Annotated in this window: 11 protein-coding genes, 3 tRNA genes and 18 pseudogenes; 26 read left to right on the top strand and 6 right to left on the bottom strand. The window is 70.9% G+C overall.

Features of this window, described 5'->3' with window-relative positions; genetic code table 11:
* Positions 1-147 precede the first annotated feature (147 nt).
* The 4 genes from RBJ77_RS11880 (at position 148) to RBJ77_RS11895 (ending at position 4,533) form a co-directional block, all read left to right on the top strand.
* The gene (locus RBJ77_RS11880; RefSeq protein ID WP_372344987.1) at positions 148-2,073 is read left to right on the top strand and encodes a RiPP maturation radical SAM C-methyltransferase; all 1,926 of its coding nucleotides are present in this window, start codon (positions 148-150) and stop codon (positions 2,071-2,073) included.
* Positions 2,070-2,786 carry a DUF5825 family protein gene (locus RBJ77_RS11885; RefSeq protein WP_372344988.1) on the top strand — a complete coding sequence of 239 codons (717 nt, stop codon included), beginning with the start codon at positions 2,070-2,072 and terminating at the stop codon, positions 2,784-2,786. The genes RBJ77_RS11880 and RBJ77_RS11885 overlap by 4 nt, the downstream gene beginning before the upstream one ends.
* A gap of 3 nt (positions 2,787-2,789) precedes the next feature.
* Positions 2,790-4,055 carry an MFS transporter gene (locus RBJ77_RS11890; RefSeq protein ID WP_372344989.1) on the top strand — a complete coding sequence of 422 codons (1,266 nt, stop codon included), beginning with the start codon at positions 2,790-2,792 and terminating at the stop codon, positions 4,053-4,055.
* A 259-nt stretch (positions 4,056-4,314) separates the two neighbouring features.
* Positions 4,315-4,533 (top strand): hypothetical protein, encoded by a 219-nt coding sequence (locus RBJ77_RS11895; RefSeq protein WP_255977335.1) that lies wholly within the window; start codon positions 4,315-4,317, stop codon positions 4,531-4,533.
* Between the two features lie 95 nt (positions 4,534-4,628).
* Here the strand turns inward: RBJ77_RS11895 and RBJ77_RS11900 are convergent, their stop codons facing one another.
* Complete coding sequence (locus RBJ77_RS11900; protein WP_372344990.1) at positions 4,629-5,285, bottom strand: SDR family oxidoreductase; 657 nt, start codon at positions 5,283-5,285, stop codon at positions 4,629-4,631.
* Between RBJ77_RS11900 and RBJ77_RS11905 the strand changes: the two genes are divergently transcribed.
* From RBJ77_RS11905 to RBJ77_RS11960, 12 genes and pseudogenes are all read left to right on the top strand, one after another.
* Positions 5,259-6,368 (top strand): hypothetical protein, encoded by a 1,110-nt coding sequence (locus tag RBJ77_RS11905; RefSeq protein ID WP_372344991.1) that lies wholly within the window; start codon positions 5,259-5,261, stop codon positions 6,366-6,368. The genes RBJ77_RS11900 and RBJ77_RS11905 overlap by 27 nt on opposite strands.
* Before the next feature lie 1,683 nt (positions 6,369-8,051).
* Positions 8,052-8,124, top strand: a tRNA-Thr gene (locus RBJ77_RS11910).
* A 45-nt stretch (positions 8,125-8,169) separates the two neighbouring features.
* Positions 8,170-8,240, top strand: a tRNA-Met gene (locus RBJ77_RS11915).
* 97 nt (positions 8,241-8,337) lie between these two features.
* Positions 8,338-8,505 (top strand): annotated as a pseudogene (rpmG, locus tag RBJ77_RS11920) (50S ribosomal protein L33); the annotation flags it as partial.
* Between the two features lie 117 nt (positions 8,506-8,622).
* Positions 8,623-8,832: pseudogene (locus tag RBJ77_RS11925) on the top strand (MaoC family dehydratase); the annotation flags it as partial.
* Between the two features lie 77 nt (positions 8,833-8,909).
* On the top strand, positions 8,910-9,074 hold the full coding sequence (locus RBJ77_RS11930; protein ID WP_372345116.1) for a hypothetical protein: 165 nt from the start codon (positions 8,910-8,912) through the stop codon (positions 9,072-9,074).
* Between the two features lie 5 nt (positions 9,075-9,079).
* Positions 9,080-9,507: pseudogene (locus tag RBJ77_RS11935) on the top strand (MaoC/PaaZ C-terminal domain-containing protein).
* A 139-nt stretch (positions 9,508-9,646) separates the two neighbouring features.
* Positions 9,647-10,197: pseudogene (locus RBJ77_RS11940) on the top strand (TetR/AcrR family transcriptional regulator).
* 167 nt (positions 10,198-10,364) lie between these two features.
* A pseudogene (locus RBJ77_RS11945) lies at positions 10,365-11,675 on the top strand (DHA2 family efflux MFS transporter permease subunit); the annotation flags it as partial.
* A gap of 147 nt (positions 11,676-11,822) precedes the next feature.
* Positions 11,823-12,182 (top strand): annotated as a pseudogene (locus RBJ77_RS11950) (DUF3291 domain-containing protein); the annotation flags it as partial.
* 86 nt (positions 12,183-12,268) lie between these two features.
* Positions 12,269-13,303, top strand: a pseudogene (locus RBJ77_RS11955) (UDP-N-acetylmuramate dehydrogenase); the annotation flags it as partial.
* Positions 13,304-14,441: 1,138 nt separating this feature from the next.
* Positions 14,442-14,606, top strand: coding sequence for a hypothetical protein (locus RBJ77_RS11960; protein ID WP_372344992.1), 165 nt, complete (start codon positions 14,442-14,444; stop codon positions 14,604-14,606).
* A 223-nt stretch (positions 14,607-14,829) separates the two neighbouring features.
* Here RBJ77_RS11960 and RBJ77_RS11965 read toward each other — a convergent pair.
* Positions 14,830-15,419 (bottom strand): annotated as a pseudogene (locus RBJ77_RS11965) (NAD(P)-dependent oxidoreductase); the annotation flags it as partial.
* 141 nt (positions 15,420-15,560) lie between these two features.
* Between RBJ77_RS11965 and RBJ77_RS11970 the strand changes: the two are divergent.
* Positions 15,561-16,168 (top strand): annotated as a pseudogene (locus RBJ77_RS11970) (TetR/AcrR family transcriptional regulator).
* A 33-nt stretch (positions 16,169-16,201) separates the two neighbouring features.
* Here the strand turns inward: RBJ77_RS11970 and RBJ77_RS11975 are convergent.
* The 4 genes and pseudogenes from RBJ77_RS11975 to RBJ77_RS11990 form a co-directional block, all read right to left on the bottom strand.
* The gene (locus RBJ77_RS11975; RefSeq protein ID WP_372344993.1) at positions 16,202-16,483 is read right to left on the bottom strand and encodes a hypothetical protein; all 282 of its coding nucleotides are present in this window, start codon (positions 16,481-16,483) and stop codon (positions 16,202-16,204) included.
* An 85-nt stretch (positions 16,484-16,568) separates the two neighbouring features.
* Positions 16,569-16,685, bottom strand: a pseudogene (locus tag RBJ77_RS11980) (adenosine deaminase); the annotation flags it as partial.
* A 73-nt stretch (positions 16,686-16,758) separates the two neighbouring features.
* Positions 16,759-17,157, bottom strand: a pseudogene (locus RBJ77_RS11985) (adenosine deaminase); the annotation flags it as partial.
* A 200-nt stretch (positions 17,158-17,357) separates the two neighbouring features.
* Positions 17,358-18,613, bottom strand: a pseudogene (locus tag RBJ77_RS11990) (pyridoxal phosphate-dependent aminotransferase).
* A 215-nt stretch (positions 18,614-18,828) separates the two neighbouring features.
* Here RBJ77_RS11990 and RBJ77_RS11995 point away from each other — a divergent pair.
* From RBJ77_RS11995 to rplL, 9 genes and pseudogenes are all read left to right on the top strand, one after another.
* A tRNA-Trp gene (locus RBJ77_RS11995) sits at positions 18,829-18,902 on the top strand.
* Positions 18,903-19,009: 107 nt separating this feature from the next.
* A pseudogene (secE, locus tag RBJ77_RS12000) lies at positions 19,010-19,297 on the top strand (preprotein translocase subunit SecE).
* Positions 19,298-19,371: 74 nt separating this feature from the next.
* A pseudogene (nusG, locus tag RBJ77_RS12005) lies at positions 19,372-20,240 on the top strand (transcription termination/antitermination protein NusG).
* A gap of 202 nt (positions 20,241-20,442) precedes the next feature.
* A pseudogene (rplK, locus tag RBJ77_RS12010) lies at positions 20,443-20,878 on the top strand (50S ribosomal protein L11).
* A gap of 77 nt (positions 20,879-20,955) precedes the next feature.
* Positions 20,956-21,688, top strand: a pseudogene (gene rplA / locus RBJ77_RS12015) (50S ribosomal protein L1).
* A 125-nt stretch (positions 21,689-21,813) separates the two neighbouring features.
* Entirely contained in the window at positions 21,814-22,485 is a 672-nt protein-coding gene (locus RBJ77_RS12020; RefSeq protein WP_372344994.1) for a hypothetical protein, read from the top strand.
* An 84-nt stretch (positions 22,486-22,569) separates the two neighbouring features.
* Positions 22,570-23,509, top strand: a pseudogene (locus RBJ77_RS12025) (hypothetical protein).
* 267 nt (positions 23,510-23,776) lie between these two features.
* A pseudogene (gene rplJ / locus RBJ77_RS12030) lies at positions 23,777-24,307 on the top strand (50S ribosomal protein L10).
* Between the two features lie 110 nt (positions 24,308-24,417).
* Positions 24,418-24,804, top strand: a complete 387-nt coding sequence (gene rplL / locus RBJ77_RS12035; protein ID WP_372344995.1) for a 50S ribosomal protein L7/L12 — start codon at positions 24,418-24,420, stop codon at positions 24,802-24,804.
* Positions 24,805-24,892 lie beyond the last annotated feature (88 nt).

The raw sequence follows: 24,892 nt of genomic DNA on the forward strand, positions 1-24,892 counted from the left end.
AGGTCGGCACTCCTTCGACAGTCCGAGGATCCGAGGGGGCGGCATGGAGATCAAGAAGACCGTGATCCGTGAGGAAGAGCGCACCAACCGCAGGCCGGCCGTGATGGAGAAGCGGCCGACCCGCTGAGCGGCCACGGAGGGGGCGGTATGCGCGTTCAGCTGGTGACCATGCCCTGGCACCCGATCGATCTGCCCTCCCTCCAGGTGGGCCTGCTGCATCAACTGCTGCGGCAGGTCCGCCCGGACGACGAGGTGCGCGAGTTCCACGGCTCGCTGCGCTGGGCGGAGTTCCTGCTCGAACGCTCCGGCGGACGGCTGCGGCCCGGCGACTACGAGGCGATCGGCAGCGACTCGATCTTCCACGGGCTCGGCGACTGGGTCTTCTCCGGTGTGCTGTACGAGGACGACGACTGGGGCGTCGCCCGGCTCCAGGACTACGCCCGTAGTCGCGAACTGTGCGGCGACACGATCGACACCGTCACCGAGATGCGGGTGCACGCCGCCGAGTACGTCCGGCGCTGCGCGAGCGACGTCCTCGCCCACGACCCCGACGTCGTCGGGTTCACCAGCACCTTCATGCAGAACGTGCCCTCGCTCGCCCTCGCCCGCGAACTCAAGCGCCACCGCCCGGAGTTGACGATCGTCTTCGGCGGCAGCAACTGCGACGGCGTCATGGGCCACGCCCTGCACCGCAACCACCCCTACGTCGACCACGTCGTGCGCGGCGAGGGGGAGTACGCGTTCCCCGCCCTCCTCGCCCACCTCGACGCGGGCACCCCGCCCGCCGACGTGCCGGGCCTGTGCTGGTGGGACGACCGGGGCGACCGTGAAGGCGACAGCCCGGACGGCCCGGTCGGCGGGCAGCGAGTGTCCCGCGCCAACACCGAATCGCATCGGACCGTGGCTCCCGCGGACATCCCCTCGCCCGACTACGACCAGTGGCAGGCGGAGATCGAGGCGTCCCCCGTCATCGAGTACGTCTATCCGAAACTGGTCGTCGAGGGCGCGCGCGGCTGCTGGTGGGGCGAGAAGCACCACTGCACCTTCTGCGGCCTCAACGGCACGGCCATGGCCTTCCGGGCCAAGCCCGGCGAGCGGCTGTGGAGCGAGATCGACCGGCTCGTGCGCCGCCACCGCATCCTCGACGTCGTCACCGTCGACAACATCATCGACATGGCGTACTTCAAGGACTTCCTGCCGCGCGCCGCCGACAGCGGCTGGGACCTGCGGATGCACTACGAGGTGAAGTCCAACCTCAACCGGGAGCAGATCGCCCAGCTGAGCGCCGCGGGCGCCGTCCTGCTGCAGCCCGGCATCGAGAGCCTCAGCAGCCGCGTCCTGGACCTCATGGACAAGGGCGTCAGCGGCGCCCGCAACATCCGTACGCTGCGCGAGTTCGACAACCACGCGATCACCTGCACCTGGAACTACCTGTACGGCTTCCCGGGCGAGACGACGGAGGACTACGCGCGCGTGCTCGACCAATTGCCCGCGCTCGTCCACCTCCAGCCCCCCGGCGGCGCCCACCGCATCCAACTGGAGCGGTTCAGCCCGCACTTCACCGACCCGGGCCTCGGCTTCGGCAAACGCCGCCCCGCGGCGATGTACCAGCACGTGTACGAGCTGCCCGAGGACGAACTGACCGACCTGGTCTACCTGTTCGACACCGAGGACGCGGGCATCGGCGGCGCGACCGAGGCCGCGCTGCTGCGGGCCGTCGCTCAGTGGCGGGCCGGGCACACCGATTCGACGCTGGTGATGGAGGCGGCCGGCGAGGACGGGGGCACGCTGCTCGTCCACGACCAGCGCCAGGGCTGGCCGCAGCGCACCTACTGGTTCACCGGCTGGCAGGCGGCCGCTCTGCGCCACCTGGAGGACGGCCGCACGGCCCCCGCCCTGCACCGCAAGCTCACGGGCGACGAACACGACGTCTCCCTGGAGGAGTTGGGGGAGTGGCTCACCGAGGCGGTCGGCCTCGGCCTGCTCTTCCGGGACGGCGACGGCCGCACGTACGTGGCCCTGCCCACCCGCTCCGTCCCGGTCCGCGTCGACCGCGAGGCGGTGGCCGGATGACCGCCCTGCCCGCCAACGCCCTGCCCACCAACGCCCTGCCCGCGACCACCCTGCCCGCCACGGTCCCGCACCGGGTCACCGGCACCGACGTCCACGTCACCGATCCGCTGCCGCTGGACGGGGACGGCCGCGCCGTCACGCAGGCCGTCCAGTTCCTGCGCGAATGCCTGAGCCACGGGCTGCGTGTCACGTATGACGTCGCGCCGCCCGCGTCCGACCCCGCGCGCCCCGCCTCCGAGCCCGCGCGACCCGCCTCCGACGGCAGCAGTGCTACGTACGACGCCACAGGTGGTACGTACGACGCCACAGGTCGTACGTATGACGCCACAAGTGGTACGTATGACCCGGCCACGCTGCGCGCCCTGCGCCATCTGCCGCCGCCCGCCCAACACCCGGACGAACCGGCCGGGTTGGCGTCCTGGCGGGATGGGCACGCCTACGGAATGCTCTACCACCGCCGCGGACCGGACTTCGTGACCGTCATGGACCGCAGGGAGCGCCCCGCCTCCGCCCGGTTCACCCTCGACCACCCCGACCTGCTCGCCGCCTTCGACGCGCTCCACGAGGCCACGCCGCTCGACGCGCTCGACGCCGTCCACCAGGAGGCCGCGGGGCTGCTCGCCGAGGAGCGGCTCGCGCTCGTCGTCGACGGGTGGGCGGTGGCTCTGCCCCCACGACTGCGCCGCTGGCCCGTGCCCTGCACGGGGATCTGACGGGTGACCACCGCCCCTGGCAAGGGCACCGGCACGACAACGGAAGCGAGCACCGTCCCGCTGTGGCGGCACCGCCCCTTCGTGCTGCTGTGCGGCGAGCAGATCGCCAGCTCGCTGGGGCGGCAGATCACCGCGCTCGCGCTGGCGCTGCTGGCCGTGACGGGTCTCGGCGCCGGACCGTTCGGGGCGGCCGCGCTGCTCGCGCTGACCTATCTGCCCGGCGCGCTCCTGAGCCCGCTGGCCGGGGTGCTCGTCGACCGCGTCCCACTGCGCGGCCTGCTCGTCGTGGTGACGGCGGCGCAAGCCCTCGTCGTCGGCTCGGTGCCGCTCGCGGACGCGGCGGGGCAGCTCACCCGGCCGCATCTGTACGGCGTCGCCGTCGTCTCCGGCGCCCTCACCTTCACGCTCTCGGTCGGGCTCCAGGCCGCGCTGCCCCGCGTCGTCGGCCCCGACGGGCTCCTCGGCGCCAACTCGGCGCTGACCGCGGCCCGTACGAGCGGGCAGATCGGCGGTCCCGCGCTCGGCGGCGTCCTGGTCGGGCTCGTCGGACCGGCCCCCGCACTGTTCGCGGGCGCCGCCGCGTACGCCGTGGAGGCGCTGTTCGTGCTCGCCCTGCCGGCCGCCCTGAACGTACGGCTGAAGGCTTCCGCGATGTCCCCGCTGGACTCGCTGCGCTCCGGCCTCGCCGTCGTCCGCGCCGCACCGCGCCTGCGCCGCATGGTCCTCTCGGGCACGGGCCTGAACCTCGGCAGCGGCGCCGCCACCGCGCTCTACGTCTTCTACGCCACCCGTGAACTGGACCTCCCCGCCTGGCAGCTGGGTGCCACGTACGCCGTGTACAGCGCGGCCACGGTCGCCGGGGCGCTGCTCGCCGGACGCTTCGCGCGCACGGCGGGGCTGTGGCGGGCCACGCAGGTGTGCGGCCTCGCGGCGGGCGCGGCGGTGTTCCTGATCCCGGCCGCCTCGCTGGGCGCGGGCTTCGCGCTGCTGCTCGCCCACCAGGTGGCGTACGGCCTGACCGGCACCGTGTGGATGGTCTCCATGACGACCACCCAGCAGCTGGTCACCCCGAAGGACATGCAGGGACGCGTCGCGGGCCTCGTCCAGGCGGTGCTCCTGACGACGGTCCCGCTCGGCGCCCTCGCGGGCGGCGCGCTGGCGGCGTGGCTCGGCAACGTCCCCGTGCTCCTGGGCGCCGCCGCGATCGCGCTCCTCTCGGCGGCGACGCTCTGGGCACCCACCGCCGCCGACGAACCACTCGCCCGGTGACCGGAAACCACCCGCCCTGTAACCGGTGGCCGCCCGACCGGCTGGCCGGCTACGCCCGCTTCAACCGCTCCCGGAGCCCGTCCACCGACGCCTGCCGCTGCGCGCGATCATCGCGGCCAGGCCCCGGCCAGCCCCCGCTCAGACCCCACCCAAGCCCCTGCCGACCCCCGCCCGGCCCCGACACAGGGAAGCCCCCTCAGGAACGCTCCTGAGGGGGTTTCGCCGTGTGCCCGCGTCGATCACCGCGCAGACTGAACCCATGCCGACCACATCCCGCCGCCGAAACTGCCCCGAGTGCCGCCGCGAGATCGCCGTCGTCGGGGGCCGCTTCGCCCGCCACGACCCGCCCGGGGCCCGCGCCGCGGGCGAGCTCGTCTCCTGCCCCGGCTCCCGCCGCCAGGCCCAGCTCGGCGCGGTCCAGGACGCGCTCGACGGCTACGTCGTACCGCACGTGCCCGGCCAGATGCCGCTGTTCTGAGGGCGCGGCTGTTCTGAGGGCGCCGACGCTTCGACGCCCTCCAGGCGTGACGCCTTCCCGGCGGCGACGTGGCGCGCCGCCGGGACCGTACGGGATCAGTTGCCGGCGACCGACTTCACCGCGACCGACACGGGGGCCGAGCCCGAGACGAGCTCCAGGGTGAGCCCGGCCGTGGCCGGTGTCTCCACCAGCTCCGCCAGGACCGCGGCCACGTCGTCGCGCGGCACGGGCCCGCGCCCGGTCGAGGCCTCCAGACGTACGAGCCCCTTGCCGGCGTCGTTCGTCAGCTGCCCGGGCCGCAGGACCGTCCAGTCCAGGCCGGCACGCGCGCGTACGTTGTCGTCCGCGGCGCCCTTGGCCCGCAGATAGACGTCGAAGACGTCGTCGCCCTGGTGCGCGGCGTCCGCGCCCATCGACGACACCACGACGTACCGCCGCACCCCGGCCCGCTCCGCCGCGTCCGCGAACAGCACGGCGGCGTCCCGGTCCACGGTGTCCTTGCGGTCGACGCTGCTGCCCGGACCGGCGCCCGCCGCGAAGACGGCCGCGTCCGCGCCCTGCAGGTGCGCCGCGACCTCCTCCACGGACGCCGACTCCAGGTCGCACAGGACCGGCTCCGCACCGGCGGCCCGCAGGTCGTCACCCTGCTCGGGCCTGCGGATGATCCCCGCGACCTCGTCCCCGCGCGCGGAGAGCAGCCGCTCGAGCCGCAGCGCGATCTGACCATGACCCCCAGCAATGACAATGCGCATGCTTCCGACCGTACGCCCGACGCGAACAGTTCACCGCGCAACCATGTGGGCGGCTCGCGGGTCACATGGATACCGCGGCTCCATCCCGGCCGCGGTGGAACACGGGAGCCGGACATCAACGTCATACGTACCACCACCCTCACCGCGGCGGGCTGCGCCGCCCTGCTGCTCGCGACCACCGCGGCCTGCGGCACCGTCGAGAACCTCACCGCGGCCCAGAAGATCGACCGCGCCGCGGACAAGCTGGGCGAACGCACCTCGCTGTCACTGGAGTTGGGGCTCGACGCCACGCCCGCGGCCCTCACGAAGCTCGCGCAGTCCGACGAGGAGCCGCTGCCGCCGCAGATGGCCAAGGCGTTCACACAGTCCCGCATCAGCTTCTCCGTGCGCTCCAAGAAGCCGCTGGCCGACTCGGGAGAGAAGGACATCGTCGGCGCTGGCCTGAAGGTGACGGGCCCCGACGGCATGCTCGCGGAGTACCGCCTCGTCGGCGACTTCACGTACTACCGCATGAACCTGGACTCCTTCTCGAAGCTCGCGGGCTTCCCGGCGCCCACCGCCGACGAGCTCCCCAAGGGCGAGGAGGGCGAGGCCCTGCGGAACGTCGTCGAGGGCAAGTGGGTCAAGTTCAAGACCGACGACCTCACCGAGGGCCTCAAGGAGAGCGGCGCGGCCGGGAGCGGCAAGGGCGACAAGAAGGCGTCGTCCGACTCCGTGGACTCCGCGACCCAGAAGAAGATCATGAAGGCCGTACGCGGCGCCCTCACGCGCAACGTGACCTTCACCGACAAGGGCACCAAGGACGGCACCGACCACGTCACCGCCAAGGCGTCCTTCCGCGCGCTCCTGACCGACGTCTTCGACCGGCTGCGCCCGCTCGCCGACGAGCTGCCCGAAGGCGCCGAATTCCCCACGGCCAAGGACCTCAAGGACGCGCCGAACAAGAAGGTGGCCGTCGACTTCGCCATCAAGGACGGCGCCCTGACCCGCGTCTCCCTGGACGTCGCGACCCTGGCGGACGACGCCCGGGGTGCGAAGGTGCCGCTCTACATGAAGTTCGGCGAGGCCGCCTCGAGCGTCTAGAAGGCCCCGTCAGGCGCCACCGAAGTCTCCCTGACGGGCTCATGCTGGCGCGCAGCCCGTTCGGGGCCGACCCCAGCGGCGGCCCGGACTCCTTCGACCCGCTGGACGAGAACTTCTGACGATCCCTCACACATCAGCACGTACGCGCGCGTGTTCACTCACGGGTGACCACGCGCGCGGAGGCGGGGCGCTACGCGGGACCGCCGCCCCGTGCTTGGCCGCCCGCCCCTGCCGCGGCAGGTCGAGCGCGACGCGGCGGCCGAGTCGCGAGTACTCCCGCACCGCGCTGGTCCGTGCCACGACCGCCCCGGTGCACGACGATCCGGCTAGTACGCGAGCGACAGCGCCCCCGCCAGCGAGATCGCCCCGCACCGCGAGCAGCTCCGCGGGGAACCCCGCCTCCACCCGCACCTCCGGCAGCCCGAGCGCCGCCCGCGCCGCCGAACTCACCGCGTCGTACGCGTCTCGGCCCGCATCCCGACCGCGAGGCCAGCAAGTAGCCGGCCTCCAGCGGATCGCCCCGGCCCACCGGATTCGCGACGTCCCGCAACGCCCGCTGCCCGCCGCCACCCGCACCCCGGCCGCCCGCAGCAGCCGTACCGGCGCGACCCCGCCCGTCCACGCCCGCGCAGCCGCCTGCGGCAGGCACGCCACCGCACCCGGCGCCGCGAGCCCGTCCGCGGCCCGCCGCGCCGCCTCCGCGGGCAGCCGCGCCAGACCGCCCAGCGGGCCCACCGTGACACCACTGCGCGCGCCGCCGGCGGCCTGCCGCGAGCCGTCCGAGCGGGCCGGGTCGGCGCCGTCCGTGTGCAGGTCGGCCGGGCAGCCACCGTGCTCGGCGGCGACCTCCAGCCGCCGCCTCCACGTAGCCGTCGGGTCGGGATCCGGGCCAGGGCAGCCACCTACTACGGAGGCGCCCATCTTCTCGGCGTCCGCAGCGTCGCGACCCGTCCGCACGCGAGCGGTCAGCAGCCGCGGCATCGCCACCGCCGCAGGTCCGCGAGAGCCCCATCAGGGACCGCCGGGCCTGCAGCTTTCGGCTCCGGCCAGCCGAGCTCCGCCATGTCGCCGATCCGCACGTGGGAGCGCACCGCGGTGGCCCCAGTGCCCGAGCTGCAGGAGGGTGGCCTCGGTGCCCGGCGCTGGACGTCGTCCGCGTCGTACGGGACCGGCCGTCGCCGTCCGCCGTCGTGCCGTGTCGCCGATGCGCGTGATGCGGCTCTCCGCGGGGGCGGGCAGCAGGAGGTAGCCGGAGAGGTCCACGCGCGGCCCGTGCGCCGTGAGGCTGCCGGCGTGCCGCGGCCTCGATGCGCCCGCCGCCGAGCGCACGTCGGCACGGCACTGCCGTCGGTGAGCCGGGCGCCGCTCAGCGCTAGCAGTCCCGAGCCGTCCGGCACGGAGTCGTCGCCGGGTGCGCCGGGGACGGGGGCTGCGGCGGCGGGCTGTCGGGCATCGCGCTCCAGAGGGCTCGTCAGGGCTGGTGGCGGACTCAAGATCACGCAGAGTGGGATCGAGCCTACGGACGGTGGCCGGGCCGCTTCGGGGAAGGCCGCAAAAGTCGTACTGATGAGGTCCGAGTGGCGCAAGTGCCGGTCGGGGAAAGAGCGCCAGGGTTCCCTCGGGCAGTGGCGGCGAAACGGATTTGGGCGATCGGCGCGCGACCGTGTAATGTCTTCATCGCTCGCCCCAATAGCTCAGTCGGTAGAGCGTCTCCATGGTAAGGAGAAGGTCTGCGGTTCGATTCCGCATTGGGGCTCTGCGTGATGGTTCCTCACCTCCGTGAGGGCTCGCATCACAGCAGGGTGTAGCTCCGAGTCGGTAGAGCAAGCGGCTCATAATCGCCGTGTCACCGGTTCAGAGTCCGGTGCACCACGCTGCTGACAGTAGCCGATTTCGGGAGTCGGTCCTCTCGATCGAGCTACTCTTATGCTGTTAATCCATCCCGTCCGTCCGTCAAGGAGCACTTCACGTGGCTGCCACCGACGTCCGCCCGAAGATCAATACGCTGGCCTGCGTGGAGTGCAAGTGAGCGGAACTACATCACCAAGAAGAACCGGCGTGGCGACCCGGACCGTCTTGAGATGAAGCTGCACTGCCCGCGTTGCAACGCGCGCACACCGCGCACCGCGAAACGCGCGCGCTAATTGGGCGCTCGCACATGAGCGCCGTCCCCAATCTTGCGGCCTCATGTCGTTGTCCGCTGCTTGATCCCGTCGCATTCCCTCTCGTCACTCACCCAGGAGGTGCCGAGTCCATGGCGCATTCGAGCAGTCCTTCGTGGGGCGGACCTACCCGCCCACCGCCCCGTACGAGGTCGGCCGAGAAGATCCGCGAGTTCGCGTGGAGGCGGTCGGGGACGCGAACCCCGCCTACGTCGACCCGGCGGCCGCGCGTGAGCTCGGCCGCCGATGTGATCGCCCCGCCCACTTTTGTGTTCGCGATCACGTTCAAGGCGGCCGGCGAGGTCGTCCACGACCCGGAGCTGGGTCTCGACTACAGCCGCGTCGTGCACGGCGACCAGAGTTCGCCTACACGCGCCCGGTGCGCTCTGGTGACCGGCTCAGCGTCACCTCCACCATCGAGGGCATCAGGTCCCTCGCGGGCAACGACATCATCGACGTCCGCGGCGAGGTGCACGACGAGGCGGGCGAGCACGTCGTGACCGCCTGGACCAAGCTCGTCTCGCGCGCCGCTGAGGAGGCCTGATCGCCATGGCGACGACCATCAAGCACGCCGACGTCGAGATCGGCGCGAGCTGCCGGCGCAGAGCTTCCCGTGACGCGCGCACAGCGCTCGTCCAGTACGCGCGCGCCTCCGGCGACTTCAGCCCGATCCACTGGAACGAGAAGTTCGCGGTCGAGGTCGGTCTGCCGGATGTGATCGCGCACGGCATGTTCACCATGGCCGAGGCGATCCGCGTCGTCACCGACTGGGCCGGCGACCCGGCCGCGGTCGTGGAGTACGGCGTGCGTTCGCAGCCGGTCGTCGTCCCGAACGACGACAAGGGCGCCGAGATCGAGGTCGGCGCCAAGGTCGCGGCCAAGCTCGACGACAACCGCGTGCGGGTCGACCTGATGACGCCATGAGCGCGGGCCAGAAGGTGCTCGGGATGTCGCGAGCGGTCGTCCAGCTGGTCTGATCGCCGCCTGTAGCTGTGTGCGTAAGGGTGCCCGCCATGCTGGGCACCCTTACGCGCTCTCGTGGGCACCTCGTGCGCGTTCCGCCCTTCGGCCGCGAGGGGTTGACGTAGATAGTGATTGGCCATCTAACTTGGTCGCATGGTCAGGATGAGTGCGGAGGAGCGGCGCGAGAGCGTCATCCGTGCGGCGATGATCGAATTCGCCCGCGCGGCTACAAGGGCACGTCCACCGAGGCGATCGCCAAGCGTGTGGGTGTCTCGCAGCCGTATCTCTTCCGGCTCTTCCCGGGAAGCAGGCCATCTTCCTGAGCGTCCCGGCGTTGCTGCGAGCGGACCACACCGAGGTCTTCCGCAAGGCGCGTCAGGAGGGACTCCAGGGCGAAGAGAGCCTGCATGCGATGGGGCGGCGTACCAGTCGCTCATCGCCGACGAGCTCGGACGTGCTGCTGATGCAGATGCAGATGTACGTCGCCGTGGCCTCCCGCGGAGGCGTCCGGTGACCGGGAGTTCGCGGAGACGCTGCGGGCCGGCTGGATGGAGATGTACGACACGGTCCTGCTGGCGCTGGGCGAGGGTGAGACGACGCAGTTCCTGGCGTTCGGCATGTTGGTCAACGTCCTGGTGTCGATGGGCTTCCAGCCCGATCACCGGGTGCGGACGGGCTTCTACGAGCTCAGTTCAGCCGAGTAGCCGACGGTGCGGGCGTCATGAGGGTGCGGTTTTCTGTGCCCGTGAAAGTTGAGTCATCAATAACTAATCTTTCGGATCTCAGAAAGCACGTGTCGGAGCGAGCTGCGGCGGATAGCAGGCGCGGGGGAGCGGTCTGGGCCCTCCTCATCACCAGCGTCGCCGGATTCATGGCGGCGCTCGACAGCTCTCGTCGTCACCACCGCCCTGCCGTCCATCCGCGCGGACTTCGGCGGCGCGCTCGACGACCTGGAGTGGACGGTCAGCGCGTACACGCTCACCTTCGCCGTGCTGCTGATGTTCGGCGCCGCGCTCGGTGACCGGTTCGGGCGCCGCCGGCTCTTCCTCGTCGGCCTGACGGTCTTCACCGGGGCCTCCGCCGCCGCGGCCATGGCCCCGGTATCGACTCGCTGATCGCGGCCCGCGCGGTGCAGGGCGTCGGCGCCGCGATCATGATGCCGCTCACGCTGACCCTGCTCACCGCGGCCGTCCCGGTCGCCAAGCGCGGGATGGCGTACGGGATCTGGGGCGCGGTCAACGGACTCGCGGTCGCCTCCGGGCCCTCATCGGCGGCAGCCTCACCGAGCACATCTCCTGGCACTGGATCTTCTGGCTGAACGTCCCGCTGGGCCTCGCCCTGCTGCCCCTGGCCCGGCTCCGGCTGAAGGAGTCGTACGGGTCCGGCGCCCGGCTCGACATCGTGGGCACCCTGCTCGCCAGCGGCGGCCTCTTCGGCATCGTCTACGGGCTGGTGCGCGCGCCGATCGTCGGCTGGAGCGACACGCTCGTCCTGACCGGGCTGTTCGCCGGCGTGGCCCTGCTCTGCGGGTTCGTCCGCCACGGCAGCCGGCACCAGAACCCCATGCTCCCCATGCGGCTCTTCCGGTCCCGTGCCTTCGCCGGCATCAACGCAGCGAGCCTGCTGATGTTCCTCGGGATGTTCGGCTCGATCTTCCTGCTCGCCCAGTTCATGCAGGGCGTGCTCGGCTACTCGCCGACCGAGGCGGGCCTGCGGATGCTGCCCTGGACCGGCATGCCGATGCTCGTCGCGCCGATCGCCGGATACCTGTCGGACCGGATCGGCGGCCGCCCGGTCGTCGCCGCCGGACTCTTCCTCCAGGCCGTCGGACTCGGCTGGTTCGCCGCCGTGGTCGCCGCCGACGTGTCGTACGCCGCCCAGCTGCCCGCCCTCATCGTCAGCGGCATCGGGATGTCCCTCTACTTCGCCCCGGCATCCAACCTGGTCATGTCCAGCGCCGGCCGGACGAGCAGGGCATCGCCTCCGGGGCCAACAACGCACTGCGCGAGGTCGGCGGCGCCCTCGAGCATCGCGGTCATGGCGTCGATCTTCTCGGCGCAGGGCGGCTACGGCTCCGCGCAGCAGTTCGTGAGCGGCATCAGAGCCCGCCCTGTGGGTCGGCGCCGCCGTGGTGGCCGTGGCGGGCGTCGCGGCCCTGTTCATCCCGCGGGCCCGGAGCGCCTGCAGCCACTACGGCCGTAGTGCGGGACGCCGAGCCGGCGGTTCTGGAGAGACGCCTGACCGCAGGACGCCTGACCACAGAGCGCCTGGCCACCGGACAGCGGCCACAGGACGCCCGGCCACTGGACACCGACCTGGGAGGCGCGTCATGCCGACCCTGCCCTGGACCGTTCCGAACACCCCGCCACGCGCGCGGAGGCCGCGTCTTCGCCTCCCGCTTCGAGGCCCGCACCCTGTGCGGGCGCCCTGAAGTTCTTCCTCCGCACGCCCGCACGATCTGGCGCCAGGTGGGCCGCGCGCCCCGGCAGCCTACGGAGCGACCCTGAAGGCGCAGCCCCTCAAGCGCACCTTCTGGACGCTGTCCGTCTGGGAGTCGCCCAAGGCGCTCAAGGCCTTCGCGGCCTCCGCGCCGCACGGGCCGATCGCCGCCGGACTGCGCGGCCAGATGAAGGACGCGAAGTTCGTCACATGGCAGACCACCACCGACGCACTGCCGATCGACTGGAAGCGACGCCTCTGCGGCGCCTCCCGTGAGACGCGGTACGAGAACGGCCCCGCCCGACCGGCGGGGCCGTTCTCGTACCCTGGTGCGCGATGCAGGAACTCACGAAGCCCCCCTCGCTGACCACCTTCCGGCTCGGCGGGCCCGCCACCCGGCTGCTCACCGCGACGACCGACGCCGAGGTGGTCGACGCGGTGCGCAGAGCCGACGCCGCCGGCACGCCGCTGCTGATCATCGGCGGCGGCAGCAACCTCGTCATCGGCGACGAGGGCTTCGCAGGGCACCGCCCTGCGCATCGCCACCAAGGGCTTCGAACTCGACGGCACGAAGCTGGAGTTGGCGGCCGGCGAGGTGTGGACCGACGCCGTGGCGCGGACCGTCGAGGCGGGCCTCGCGGGCATCGAGTGCCTCGCCGGCATCCCGGGCTCGGCCGGCGCGACGCCGATCCAGAACGTCGGCGCGTACGGCCAGGAGGTCTCCGCCACGATCACCGAGGTGATCGCCTACGACCGCGAGGCGGGCGAGACCGTCACGATCCCGAACGCCGAGTGCGCCTTCTCGTACCGCCACAGCCGCTTCAAGGCCGAACCCGACCGCTATGTGGTGCTGCGGGTGCGGTTCGAGCTGGAGGACGCGGACGGGCTGAGCGCGCCCATCAAGTACCCGGAGACCGCCCGCACCCTCGGCGTGGAGGCCGGGGACCGCGTCCCGGCGGCCACCGCGCGCGAGACCGTCTTGAAGCTGCGCGCGGGCAAGGGCATGGTCCTCGACCCGGAGGACCACGACACCTGGTCGGCCGGCTCGTTCTTCACGAACCCGATCCTCACGGAGGCGGAGTTCGCCGCCTTCCACGCGCGCGCGTGGCCGAGCGCCTGGGCCCCGACGCGAAGGCCCCGCCTTCCCCGCGGGCGACGGGCTCACCAAGACCTCGGCGGCCTGGCTCATCGACAAGGCGGGCTTCACCAAGGGCTACGGCACGGGCCCCGCCCGCATCTCCACGAAGCACACCCTGGCCCTCACCAACCGCGGCGAGGCCACCACGGAGGACCTCCTGACCCTCGCCCGCGAGGTCGTCGCGGGCGTGCGCGAGGCCTTCGGCGCTGACGCTGGTCAACGAGCCGGTGACGGGCTCGGCGTCCGCCTCTGAGCCGCGATTTTCCATTGACCCCGTAGGCACTCGCGATAGTGACGACGTCAGAGCAGATCGACACGTACATCAGGGGTGGGGACACAGATGCAGGAGAACGGCGGCAGTCAGTGCTGCCCGCACACGAGCGCGCGCAAGCGCTGCTGCGCGCGCGAGTTCGGGCCGCGCGCGCCGAGGCACGGGCCGCCCTGGAGGCGCGCACGGACCGCACGCGGGCCTTTCGCTGAGTCCTCGGCCGCGCCCATGCCGCCGAGGACTGACGACGGCACGACCTGGAGGCCGAGCGCGCCTACCGCGCCGGACTCGGTACGCCTTCCGGACGACCTCGACCTGCTCGCCGCGTACGCGGAGCCGGTCCTGGCCTGGCGACCCCATGGAGCAGCCTCGGGCGCCTGGCGCGCGGGCGATCGGGCCGCGGACCGGCTAGCGGGAACTCGGCGCGGACTCGCCGCAGGCGCCGCGCCACGCGAGCCGGCCGACTGAGCGGTACGGCACCGCCGCGCGTCCGAGAACCGTGTCCAGCGCCACGACGCCAGGACCGCCCTGAACAGCGGCGTGGACCGCGCGCCGCCGCCGCGCAGGCGGAGGAGGCCGCACCCGGCCTGGCTCGAACGACCGGCGGCTTGCAGACGCGCCAGGGACGCTCGCCGCGCTGGTGCCGGACTCGGCCTCACGTGTCTGACGCTGCGCCGGCCGTACGCGGGCCGCTTTGCTCGTGCTCGGCCTGCTGGCGGGCGGCTCGGCTGCCGCCGATGCCCGCTCTGGGACTCTCCGAGCCGCGCTCCTGTGCGCTGACCGTGCTGGTCCCGTGCACTGCGCGAGCAGCCAAGGTGCTCTGTGGACGCGCAGGCGGCGGGCGCGCTGCGGCTGCCTCGGCACGGGATCCGCTCCGGCTCCCCGGACGTGCCGCCGCGGACCCGGCTGCGCGAGCAGGCGGCCCTCGCGCTCGCCCTGACCGTCGTGGCGGGCGCGCTGCGTGCGTCGCGGGATGGCAGTACGAGCGGTGGGCGGACTATCCGCGCTATGCGGCGGCGACGCCGAAGACCTTCCACGGGATGCCCTCGACTCGACGCGGGCGGCGTGGCCGACCAGCCGGAACTCTCTCGCTGGCGCAGACGGTGCCGGCCGACGACGCCGAACCGTTCTCCGCCGTCTACAAGGACGAGAAGACCGGCGCGCTGATCGTGTCCCGCCGGAGCACCGACCTGCACGACCAGGTTCCTCGAAGATCGCGGCAGGACGAGATGCGCGACGGGTTCGGCAGCGCGGGCATGATGCGGTGAAGGACACCTGGAGTGCCGACCGGAGGCCCTCGGCGGAGAGCTCGGGTGCGGCGCCTACAGCGCGTCCGGCGTGACGATCTCGGCATGTGCGCGCGCGCCGACAAGGGCAGCATGGGCATGGTCATGGTGTCCGGTGACGACGACCGCGAGGGCATCGCCAGGACCACTCGCGAACGGCGCGAGGCCACCTTGCGACCCATCGCGGAGGGCGCGGTCGGCGGCACGCCACCCCATCGCCCTGCTTCACCGCCGCCGGGTCGTCCACCATCGCCAGCATCGCAGTGCGCCACGTCCGCGCGGGAGATGAAGCTGGCCCGAGCGCGGGAAGCGCCCACGACGGTCCGGTACGAGCCGGTGAGCGGCTTGTCCTGGAGAGCGCGGGCGCACCTGGCGTCCAGTCCGTCGTGCGCTCGCCGCCACCTCGGCCTCCAGTGGCGGCCAGATCGACGCAGACGGCGCTCGAGGACCGAGCCGACCAGTTTCACCATGGCGCGCCGGCGAGCGGCGAGTTGGCGGGCGCCACCGTCCTGCGCTGACCACGAGCAGCCGGCGCACGCCCTCCGCCTCCATCGCCTTGAGGACGGAGCTGCGTCAGCTCCGCGGCGACGCCCGCGTCCGCCTTCTCTTGCGGGCGCCGAGCGAGAGCACCGCGTCCCGGCCCGCGACCGCGGGGCGCAGCGACTCCGGGTCCCTCAGGTCGCCGCGGAAGACCTCCAGGCGCTCCCCGGTCACGGAGAACCGCGCCGGATCGCGCACCACCGCCGTGACCTCGTGCCCGGCCGCCAGGGCCTGCTTGACGACCTCCTGCCCGATGCCGCCCGTCGCACCGAAAACCGTCGAGCTTCATGACCGCCTCCATGCTGCGTCACGTGGTGGGTGAGTACTCACTCACCCCCTCTCACCCTTAGAGTGAGTGAGTACTCACCCCCGCGGCGCCGCATGCTGGGAGCCCGCATGGACCAGAAGCCGGCCCGTGTCCGCATCACCGTCGACGCGGCGCACGAACTCATGCTGAGCATCGGCCTCGCCCGCACCACCACCAAGGCGATCGCCAAGGAGGCGGGCTGTTCCGAAGCGGCGCTCTACAAGTACTTCGCCAACAAGGAGGAGCTCTTCGTGACGGTGCTCAACGAGCGCCTACCGAAGCTGGGCTCCCTCCTGGGCCGCCTCCTCACGGAGGGCGCGGGAAACCCCGACCGCACGGTCGAGGAGAACCTCACCGACATCGCGCACGAAGCGGCGCTCTTCTACGAGCAGACGTTCCCGATGGCCGCATCCTGCACGCGGAGCCCCAGCTCAAGCGCCGCCACGAAGAGGTGATGCGCGAGCTGGGCACCGGCCCGCACAAGCCGATCCAGGGCCTCGACGCCTATCTGAGGGCCGAACAGAAGGCGGGCCGCATCAGCGCCGGAGCCGACACGTACGCGGCCGCCTCGCTCCTCCTGGGCGCGTGCTCCCAGCGCGCCTTCGCCTACGAGATGTCCCCGACCGCAGACCGCCGCAACCGGTCGACGAGTTCGCCCGGCACATCGCCGCCCACGCTGCTCACCGGCATCGCATAGGCCCGCCCCGCCCCGAGCCGGCCGATCAGTCGATCAGCCGACCAACCACGCGTCCACGCCGCCGAGGAGCTTGGTCTTGACGTGCCCCGGGCGCCGCGGAGCGCGCACCGACTGCCGTGCCAGCTCGGCCAGTTCGGCGTCGGAGAAGTCGTGGTGGCGGCGCGCGATCTCGTACTGGGCCGCGAGCCGCGACCCGAACAGGAGCGGGTCGTCCGCGCCGAGCGCCATCGGCACCCCGGCCTCGAACAGCGTGCGCAGCGGCACGTCCTCGGGCTTCTCGTAGACACCGAGCGCGACGTTCGACGCCGGGCACACTCGCAGGTGACGCCCCGGTCGGCGAGCGCTTCAGCAGCCGCGGGTCCTCGGCGGCCCGCACGCCGTGCCCGATCCGGGTGGCGTCCAGATCGTCGAGGCAGTCCCGCACCGAGGCCGGACCGGTCAGCTCGCCGCCGTGCGGCGCCGAGAGCAGCCCGCCCTCCCGGGCGATGTGGAAGGCCCGGTCGAAGTCCCGCGCCATCCCGCGCCGTTCGTCGCTCCGAGAGCCCGAACCCGACGATGCCCCTGGTCCGCGTACCGCACCGCGCGAGCCGCGCCAGCGTCCGGGCGTCCAGCGGATGCTTCATGCGGTTCGCGGCGACGAGCACCGCATCCGAGACCGGTCTCCCGCGACGCGCTCTCCACGGCGTCGAGGATGATCTCCAGGGCCGGATCAGCCCGCCCAGCCGGGGTGCGTACGACGTCGGGTCGACCTGGACTCTCCAGCCACCCCTGAGCCGTCCGCGATGATCCTCCTCGGCGGCCTCCCGCACGAGCCGCTGGATGTCCTCGGGCTCCCGCAGACAGGACCGCGCCGCGTCGTAGAGCCGCTGGAAGCGGAACCATCCGCGCTCGTCGGTGGCCCGCAGCTTCGGCGGCTCCGCCCCGGTCAGCGCCTCGGGCAGCCGCACGCCGTACTTGCCGGCGAGTTCGAGCAGGGTCGTGGGCCGCATCGACCCGGTGAAGTGCAGGTGCAGATGGGTCTCGGCAACTGACGTACGTCACGTGCTTCACGCTCCATCCCAAGATCCTGCCGTACGTACCTGTAGTACCGGTAGCGCCTTCCACCTTCGGGGCCCCGCCCGAACGAAGAAACGGGCCGCCTCCTGAGGAGGCGGCCGTTCGCGAGGCTTCTGCGCGCAGAAGCGGAAACTCAGTCCCGCGCCTCGGCCAGCAGCTTCTGGACGCGCGAGACGCCCTGCGACCAGGTCCTCGTCACCCAGCGCGTACGAGAGGCGCAGGTAGCCCGGCGTACCGAAGGCCTCGCCGGGCACGACGGCGACCTCGGCCTCCTCCAGGATGAGCGCGGCCAGCTCGACGGAGTCCTGCGGGCGCTTGCCGCGGATCTCCTGCCGAGCAGCCCCTTCACCGACGGGTACGCGTAGAAGGCGCCCTCGGGCTCGGGGCAGACGACGCCGTCGATCTCGTTCAGCATCCGCACGATCGTCCTGCGACGCCGGTCGAAGGCCTCACGCATCTTCTCCACGGCGGTCAGATCGCCGGACACGGCGGCGAGCGCGGCCGCCTGCGCCACGTTGGAGACGTTCGAAGTGGCGTGCGACTGCAGGTTCGTCGCGGCCTTCACGACGTCCTTCGGGCCGATGATCCGCACGCGCCAGCCGGTCATCGCGTACGTCTTCGCGACGCCGTTCACGATCGATGCAGCACTTGCCAGCGCAGCTCCGGAAGGATCGCGGGCAGCGGCGTGAACTTCGCGTCCCCGTAGACGAGCGGTGCTCGTAGATCTCGTCCGTCATGACCCACAGACCGTGCTCCACGGCCCAGCGGCCGATCGCCTCGGCGTCGGCCTCGCTGTAGCACGGCGCCGCGTCGGGTTCGGCGGCGACACGAACAGCAGCGACCTTCGATGCGCTCGGTGCGCGCGGCCTCCAGCCGCTCGACGGAGGCGCGGCAGCGGTCGTCCCGTCGGCCACGACGTCCACCGGCACGCCGCCCGCGAGGCGGATCGACTCGGGGTACGTCGTCCAGTACGCCGGGACGATGACCTCGTCGCCCGGGTCGAGGATCGCGGCGAACGCCCGTAGATGGCCTGCTTGCCGCCGTTCGTCACCAGGATCTGCGACGGCGTCGACCTCGTAGCCGGAGTCGCGCAGCGTCTTCGCGGCGATCGCGGCCTTCAGCTCCGCAGACCGCCGGCCGGCGTGTAGCGGTGGAACTTCGCTCTTGCAGGCTCGATGGCCGCCTCGACGATGTAGTCCGAGTCGGGAAGTCGGGCTCACCGGCACCGAAGCCGATCACCGGACGCCCGGCGGCCTTGAGGGCCTTGGCCTTGGCGTCGACGGCGAGGGTCGCCGACTCGGAGATGGAGCCGACGCGGGCCGAGACCCGGCGCTCGGTGGGGACGAACCAGCGGACCCAGCGGACGGGAAGGAGTTGCAGCGCTGCCATAACCCCATCGTTCCAGACCCGAAACCCGCCCGGCACACGGGTTTCCAAGACCATCGGATCCGCCGCCGATCCGATGTTGATCCACTTCCCGTCGGCATCTCGTTCGACGGAGGGCCGCGGAACACGTACACTCACTGCTCGTTGGCCTTCACCGGCCGCACTTTCTCCACCGCACTCCGTGCGTCCGGGCAGATGCGGTACGTTGGGGGAGACAAAGCGGTCGTAGCTCAATTGGTAGAGCACTGGTCTCCAAAACCAGCGGTTGGGGGTTCAAGTCCCTCCGGCCCTGCTACACACTCCTTCGCCAGGATGTGTGCGCATGTACGTACTGCATTGCACCGCCGTGCGGCTCAACCGGGCGCGGCACGGCCACGACCCGGAATCAGGTGAGGACGAGTGACGGACGCCGTGGGCTCCATCGACATGCCTGATGCCCAGGATGAGGCGCCGGAGTCCAAGAAGAAGGCCCGCAAGGGCGGCAAGCGTGGCAAGAAGGGCCCCTTCGGCCGCCTGCGCACTCTTCTACCGCCAGATCGTCGCGGAACTCCGCAAGGTCGTCTGGCCGACTCGCAGTCAGCTCTCGACGTACACGACCGTGGTGATTGTGTTCGCCGTCATCATGATCGGTCTGGTTACCGTGATTGACTATGGGTTCAACCACTCATCAAGTACATCTTCGGCTGAGCCGAGCGGAGGGCGCCGTGTCCGCGCCCCTTTCGCGTGTTCCACCCCCATGTATCCAGGAAGAAGCAGCCACCGTGTCTGACCCGAACCTGAACGACGCCATCGAGTCGGCGGAGTCCGTGGAGGACCAGCTCGACATCGTCGAGGCGGCGGACGCCGAGACCCGGACCAGGTCGAAGCTGCCGACATCGCCGCTGGTGAGCCCGCCGAGGAGGCCGCCCTCGAGGTCGAGGCCGACGGCGGGAACGACGTCGACGACGCCGAGGACGAGGCCGTCGAGGCCGAGATCGAGGCCGAGGAAGCCGTCGCGGAGCAGGTCGACCCGATCACCGCTCTGCGTGACGAGCTCGCGCGGCCTGCCCGGCGAGTGGTACGTGATCCACACCTACGCGGGCTGCGACGAAGCGCGTGAAGGCGAACCTGGAGCAGCGCGCCGTCTCGCTGAACGTCGAGCGACTTCATCTACCAGGCCGAGGTGCCCGAGGAAGAGATCGTCCAGATCAAGAACGGCGAGCGCAAGAACGTCCGGCAGAACAAGCTGCCCGGCTGACGTGCTCGTCCGCATGGATCTGACGAACGAGTCCGGGGCGTCGTCCGCAACACGCCGGGCGTCACCGGCTTCGTGGGCAACGCCTACGACCCGTACCCGCTGACCCTGGACGAGATCGTCAAGATGCTCGCCCCGGAGGCCGAGGAGAAGGCCGCCCGCGAGGCCGCCGAGGCCGAGGGCAAGTTTCGGCTCCGGCCCGCAAGGTCACCGTCGAGGTCCTGGACTTCGAGGTCGGCGACTCGGTCACCGTCACCGACGGCCCGTTCGCGACGCTGCAGGCCACGATCAACGAGATCAACGCCGACTCCGAAGAAGAAGGTCAAGGGCCTCGTCGAGATCTTCGGCCGCGAGACCCCGGTCGAGCTCAGCTTCGACCAGATCCAGAAGAACTAGTACGTCCTAGCAGCTTCTGGGCACACCGCTTCCGAACAGGTCAGATGGGCTCGCAAAAGCCTGTCTGACCTGCTCGGTTTTTGTAGCCGCGCATGGATACCCGTTATCGTTGTGCGGTATGCCTCCATCCGGATGATCTGGACGATCATCGTTCACGGGTGGCGGCTGAACACTCTCACTAAGACCCGGAGAGAGAGAGCACATGCCTCCCAAGAAGAAGAAGGTCACAGGGGCTCATCAAGCTCCAGATCCAGGCCGGCGCCGCCAGCCCGGCTCCGCCAGGTCGGCCCCGCGCTGGGCCAGCACGGCGTCAACATCATGGAGTTCTGCAGGCCTACAACGCCGCGACCGAGTCGCAGCGCGGTTGGGTCATCCGGTGGAGATCACGGTCTACGAAGACCAGCTCCTTCACCTTCATCACCAAGCACCCGCCGGCCGCGAAGATGATCCTCAAGGCCGCTGGTGTCGAGAAGGGCTCCGGCGAGCCGCACAAGACCAAGGTCGCCAAGATCACCGAGGCGCAGGTCCGCGAGATCGCCACGACCAAGATGCCCGACCTCAACGCCAATGACCTGGACGCCGCGTCCAAGATCATCGCCGGCACCGCCCGCTCCATGGGCATCACGGTCGAGGGCTGACACCCACCTCGTAGGTACATCCGTGGCAGGGCCTGCTCGGCCCGGACCACGACTCCTCAGAACACACAGGAGCAGTAGTGAGCAAGCGCAGCGAGACTCTCCGCGCTGCGGACGCCAAGATCGACCGGGACAAGCTCTACGCCCCGCTCGAGGCCGTCCGTCTCGCCAAGGAGACCTCCGCGTCGAAGTTCGACGGCACCGTCGAGGTCGCCTTCCGCTCCTGGGCGTTGACCCGCGCAAGGCCGACCAGATGGTCCGTGGCACCGTGAACCTTCCGCACGGCACCGGCAAGACCGCCCGGGTCCTGGTCTTCGCGACCGGTGACCGTGCTGCGGCCGCGGAGGCCGCCGGCGCCGACATCGTCGGCTCCGACGAGCTCATCGACGAGATCTCCAGGGCCAGCGCCTGAACGAGTTCGACGCCGTCGTCGCCACCCCGGACCTCATGGGCAAGGTCGGCCGCCTCGGCCGCGTGCTCGGTCCCCGTGGCCTCATGCCGAACCCGAAGACCGGCACCGTGACCCCGGACGTGGCCAAGGCCGTGAACGAGATCAAGGGTGGCAAGATCGAGTTCCGCGTCGACAAGCACTCGAACCTGCACTTCATCATCGGCAAGGCGTCCTTCGACGACACCAAGCTGGTGGAGAACTACGGCGCGGCGCTGGAGGAGATCCTCCGTCTGAAGCCGTCCGCCGCCAAGGGTCGCTACATCAAGAAGGCCGCCATCACCACCACGATGGGCCCCGGCATTCCGGTCGACCCGAACCGCACCCGCAACCTCCTCACCGAGGAGGACCCGGCCGCGGTCTGAGCTGCACAGCTCGCCTGAAGTCGGCGACGGGCCCCTGCACCTTCCGAGGTGCGGGGCCCGTTCCTCTTTCCCGCCCTCGTACGTACGGGCTGCGCTAGCGTCGTCGTGACCGACCCGGGGAGCGGATGAGGCACGGACGGATCGCGGCGCTCGTCGCGGCGGGCGCACTGCTGGTCGCCTGCGGCGGGCGGGAGCCGCAGGCCGACGAGGCCGCGAGCGCGCGCCCTGCGCACGGCGCAGCGGAAGGTCGCGGCGGCCGGCTCGGCGCGCGTCGAGGCGACGATGGACAGCGGCAGCCGCCTCACGTCGCGCAGCGCGGGCGCGCTCGGCTGGTCCGGCGGTCCCGCGGCACCCTCGAAGTACGCGTCACCGGCGGCGAACTGGCCGCCTCCACCCGCAAGTTGGGCGGCGACCCGTCCCAGACGCGGTTCCTGCCCGACGCGTACTACACGCGCATGACCGACGCGTTCGCCGCCTTCCAGGGCGGCCGGCACTGGATCCGCCACCCGTACGACGCGCACAGCGACCTCACCCCGGCCGACTCCCTCAAGGCGCTCGCGAAGGCCGACGACGTCCGCAGGGTCGGGCGGGAGACCGTGCACGGCGTCCGACCACCCACTACCGGGGGACCGCGGGCAAGCAGCGCATCGACGTCTGGCTCGACGCCCGCCACCTCCTGGTGCGGCGCACCCAGCGCGCGGGCGATTTCACCAGCACGGTCCGCTACAGCGACTACGGCGCGAAGGCCCGCGCCGAGCGGCCGTCCGCCCACGACACCGTCGACTTCGACGACGTGACCGAGGCCCGCTGATCCACGGACCGCTGTCCGAGGCGTCCGATATGGTGCGCTCAGTACGCATGTTCTAAGGGGTGGGATTGAGATGACTGTTGTCGTACGACGCGCGCTCGGCACTGCCGCCGCGACCGCACTGCTCTGCACCGGGGCCGTGGCCTGCGGCGGAGGCTCGGACAAGGGGACCGAGTCGGACGCGCAGTCCCACTCGCAGATCACCCGCGCCCTGACGGCCGCGTACGAGAAGACGTCCGAGGTCAAGTCCGCCAAGGTCGAGATGACCATGAAGATGCCGTCGTCGCCGATGGCCTCGGCCACGGGCGGCGGCACCATGAAGATGTCCGGCACCATGGGCTGGGACCCCACCGTCATGGATATGACGATGAGCGGTTCCGCGCTGGCCGCCGGGGACGGATGCGCCCAAGGACATCCGCATGGTCTGGCAGGACGACGTGATGTACATGGACATGGGCACCGCGGCCGCCAAGGACATGGACGGCAAGCGCTGGATGAAGATGGACCTCGGCGCCCTCGCGAAGGAGTCCGGCGACCAGGCGCTCACCCGCCAGATGACCGGCAGCCTGGACAGCGTGAACCAGGACCCGGCCCAGCAGATCGCGGTCCTGCTCGACTCGCCGAACCTGAAGCACATCGGCTCCGCCACGGTCGACGGCGTGAAGACCCAGCACTACAAGGGCAAGCTGACGGTCGACGAGATGATGAAGTCGAACGACTCCCTCAAGGTGCTCAGCAAGTCCGAGCGCAGCGAGCTCCTCAAGAACGTCAAGAAGGCCGGCATCAAGGACTACGACACGGAGCTGTGGGTCAACGAGGACGACCTGCCGGTCCGGATGGACGTCACGATGGACAGCGCGCAGGGCGCCGTCGAGGTCTCCGAGAAGTTCTCCGACTACGGGGCCGCGGTGAAGGTCGACGTACCGCCGGCGAACCAGACCTTCGACCTCATGGACATGCTCAAGGAGCTCGGCGACGCGGCGGGCGAGGGCGCCTCCGACAGCGACGTCTGAGCGGATTTGCTTGACACGTATCCCTTCACGTAACCTTCCACAGAAGCCAAAGACCGCTGGTCGTTGCCGCACTTTCGCAAGAGGGTGCTGGCGGCCGAAGAGATCCGCTGAAACCGCGGACGACCCGCGCAGGTGACTGTGGAAGTGCTCCTGGAGTCCTCACGGATTCTGGTCGAGCTCACGCCCCGTGCACCTGTGCCGGGGCGTTTCGTTTTTCCCAGCCTCCTTCTGAGCGGTCCTCATCACCCGGAAGGAGGCCGACGCTCTATGCCGACGCCCGACAAGGCTGCCGCGGTAGCCGAGCTCACGGACAAGTTCCGCAGCTCGAACGCCGCCGTGCTGACCGAGTACCGGGGTCTCACCGTGGCCCAGCTCAAGCAGCTGCGCCAGTTCGCTCGGTGAGAACTCCGAGTACGCCGTGGTGAAGAACACGCTGACCAAGATCGCGGCCAACGAGGCCGGGATCACCACGCTCGACGACCTGTTCAACGGTCCGACGGCGGTTGCCTTCGTCACCGGTGACCCGGTGGAGTCGGCGAAGGGTCTTCGTGACTTCGCCAAGGAGAACCCGAACCTCGTCATCAAGGGCGGTGTCCTTGACGGCAAGGCGCTGTCCGCCGACGAGATCAAGAGCTTGCGGACCTCGAGTCCCGCGAGGTTCTGCTCAGCAAGCTGGCCGGTGCCTTCAAGGGCAAGCAGTCCCAGGCTGCTCAGCTCTTCCAGGCGCTGCCCTCGAAGTTCGTCCGCACCGCGGAGGCGCTTCGTGCCAAGCAGGCCGAGCAGGGCGGTGCCGAGTAATTCGGCTCGCACATTGACCGCCGCCTGAGGCGACGGTCGAAGCGGGCCGACAGTACGCCCGCCTACATGGACAACCGGCACCAGCCGATTTAGTGGAAGGATCGCCCATCATGGCGAAGCTCAGCCAGGAAGACCTGCTCGCCCAGTTCGAGGAGATGACCCTCATCGAGCTCTCCGAGTTCGTGAAGGCCTTCGAGGAGAAGTTCGACGTCACCGCCGCCGCGGCCGTCGCCGCTGCCGCCGGTCCGGCCCAGGGTGGCGGCGACGCCGCTGCCGCCGAGGAGCAGGACGAGTTCGACGTCATCCTCACCGGCGCCGGCGAGAAGAAGATCCAGGTCATCAAGGTCGTGCGCGAGCTCACCTCCCTGGGCCTCAAGGAGGCCAAGGACCTCGTCGACGGCACCCCGAAGCCGGTCCTCGAGAAGGTCGCCAAGGACGCCGCGGAGAAGGCCGCCGAGGCCCTCAAGGGCGCCGGCGCCTCCGTCGAAGTCAAGTGACCTTGCGAGTCTGCTGACTCCTCTTCGGTGAAACTGGTCCCTCGAGCTGTAACACTGACGTACTGAAGGGCGATCACCCAACTGCGGT

The organism is Streptomyces sp. KL116D (genome assembly GCF_030766975.1).
GTDB classification, from domain to species: Bacteria; Actinomycetota; Actinomycetes; order Streptomycetales; family Streptomycetaceae; genus Streptomyces; species Streptomyces longispororuber_A.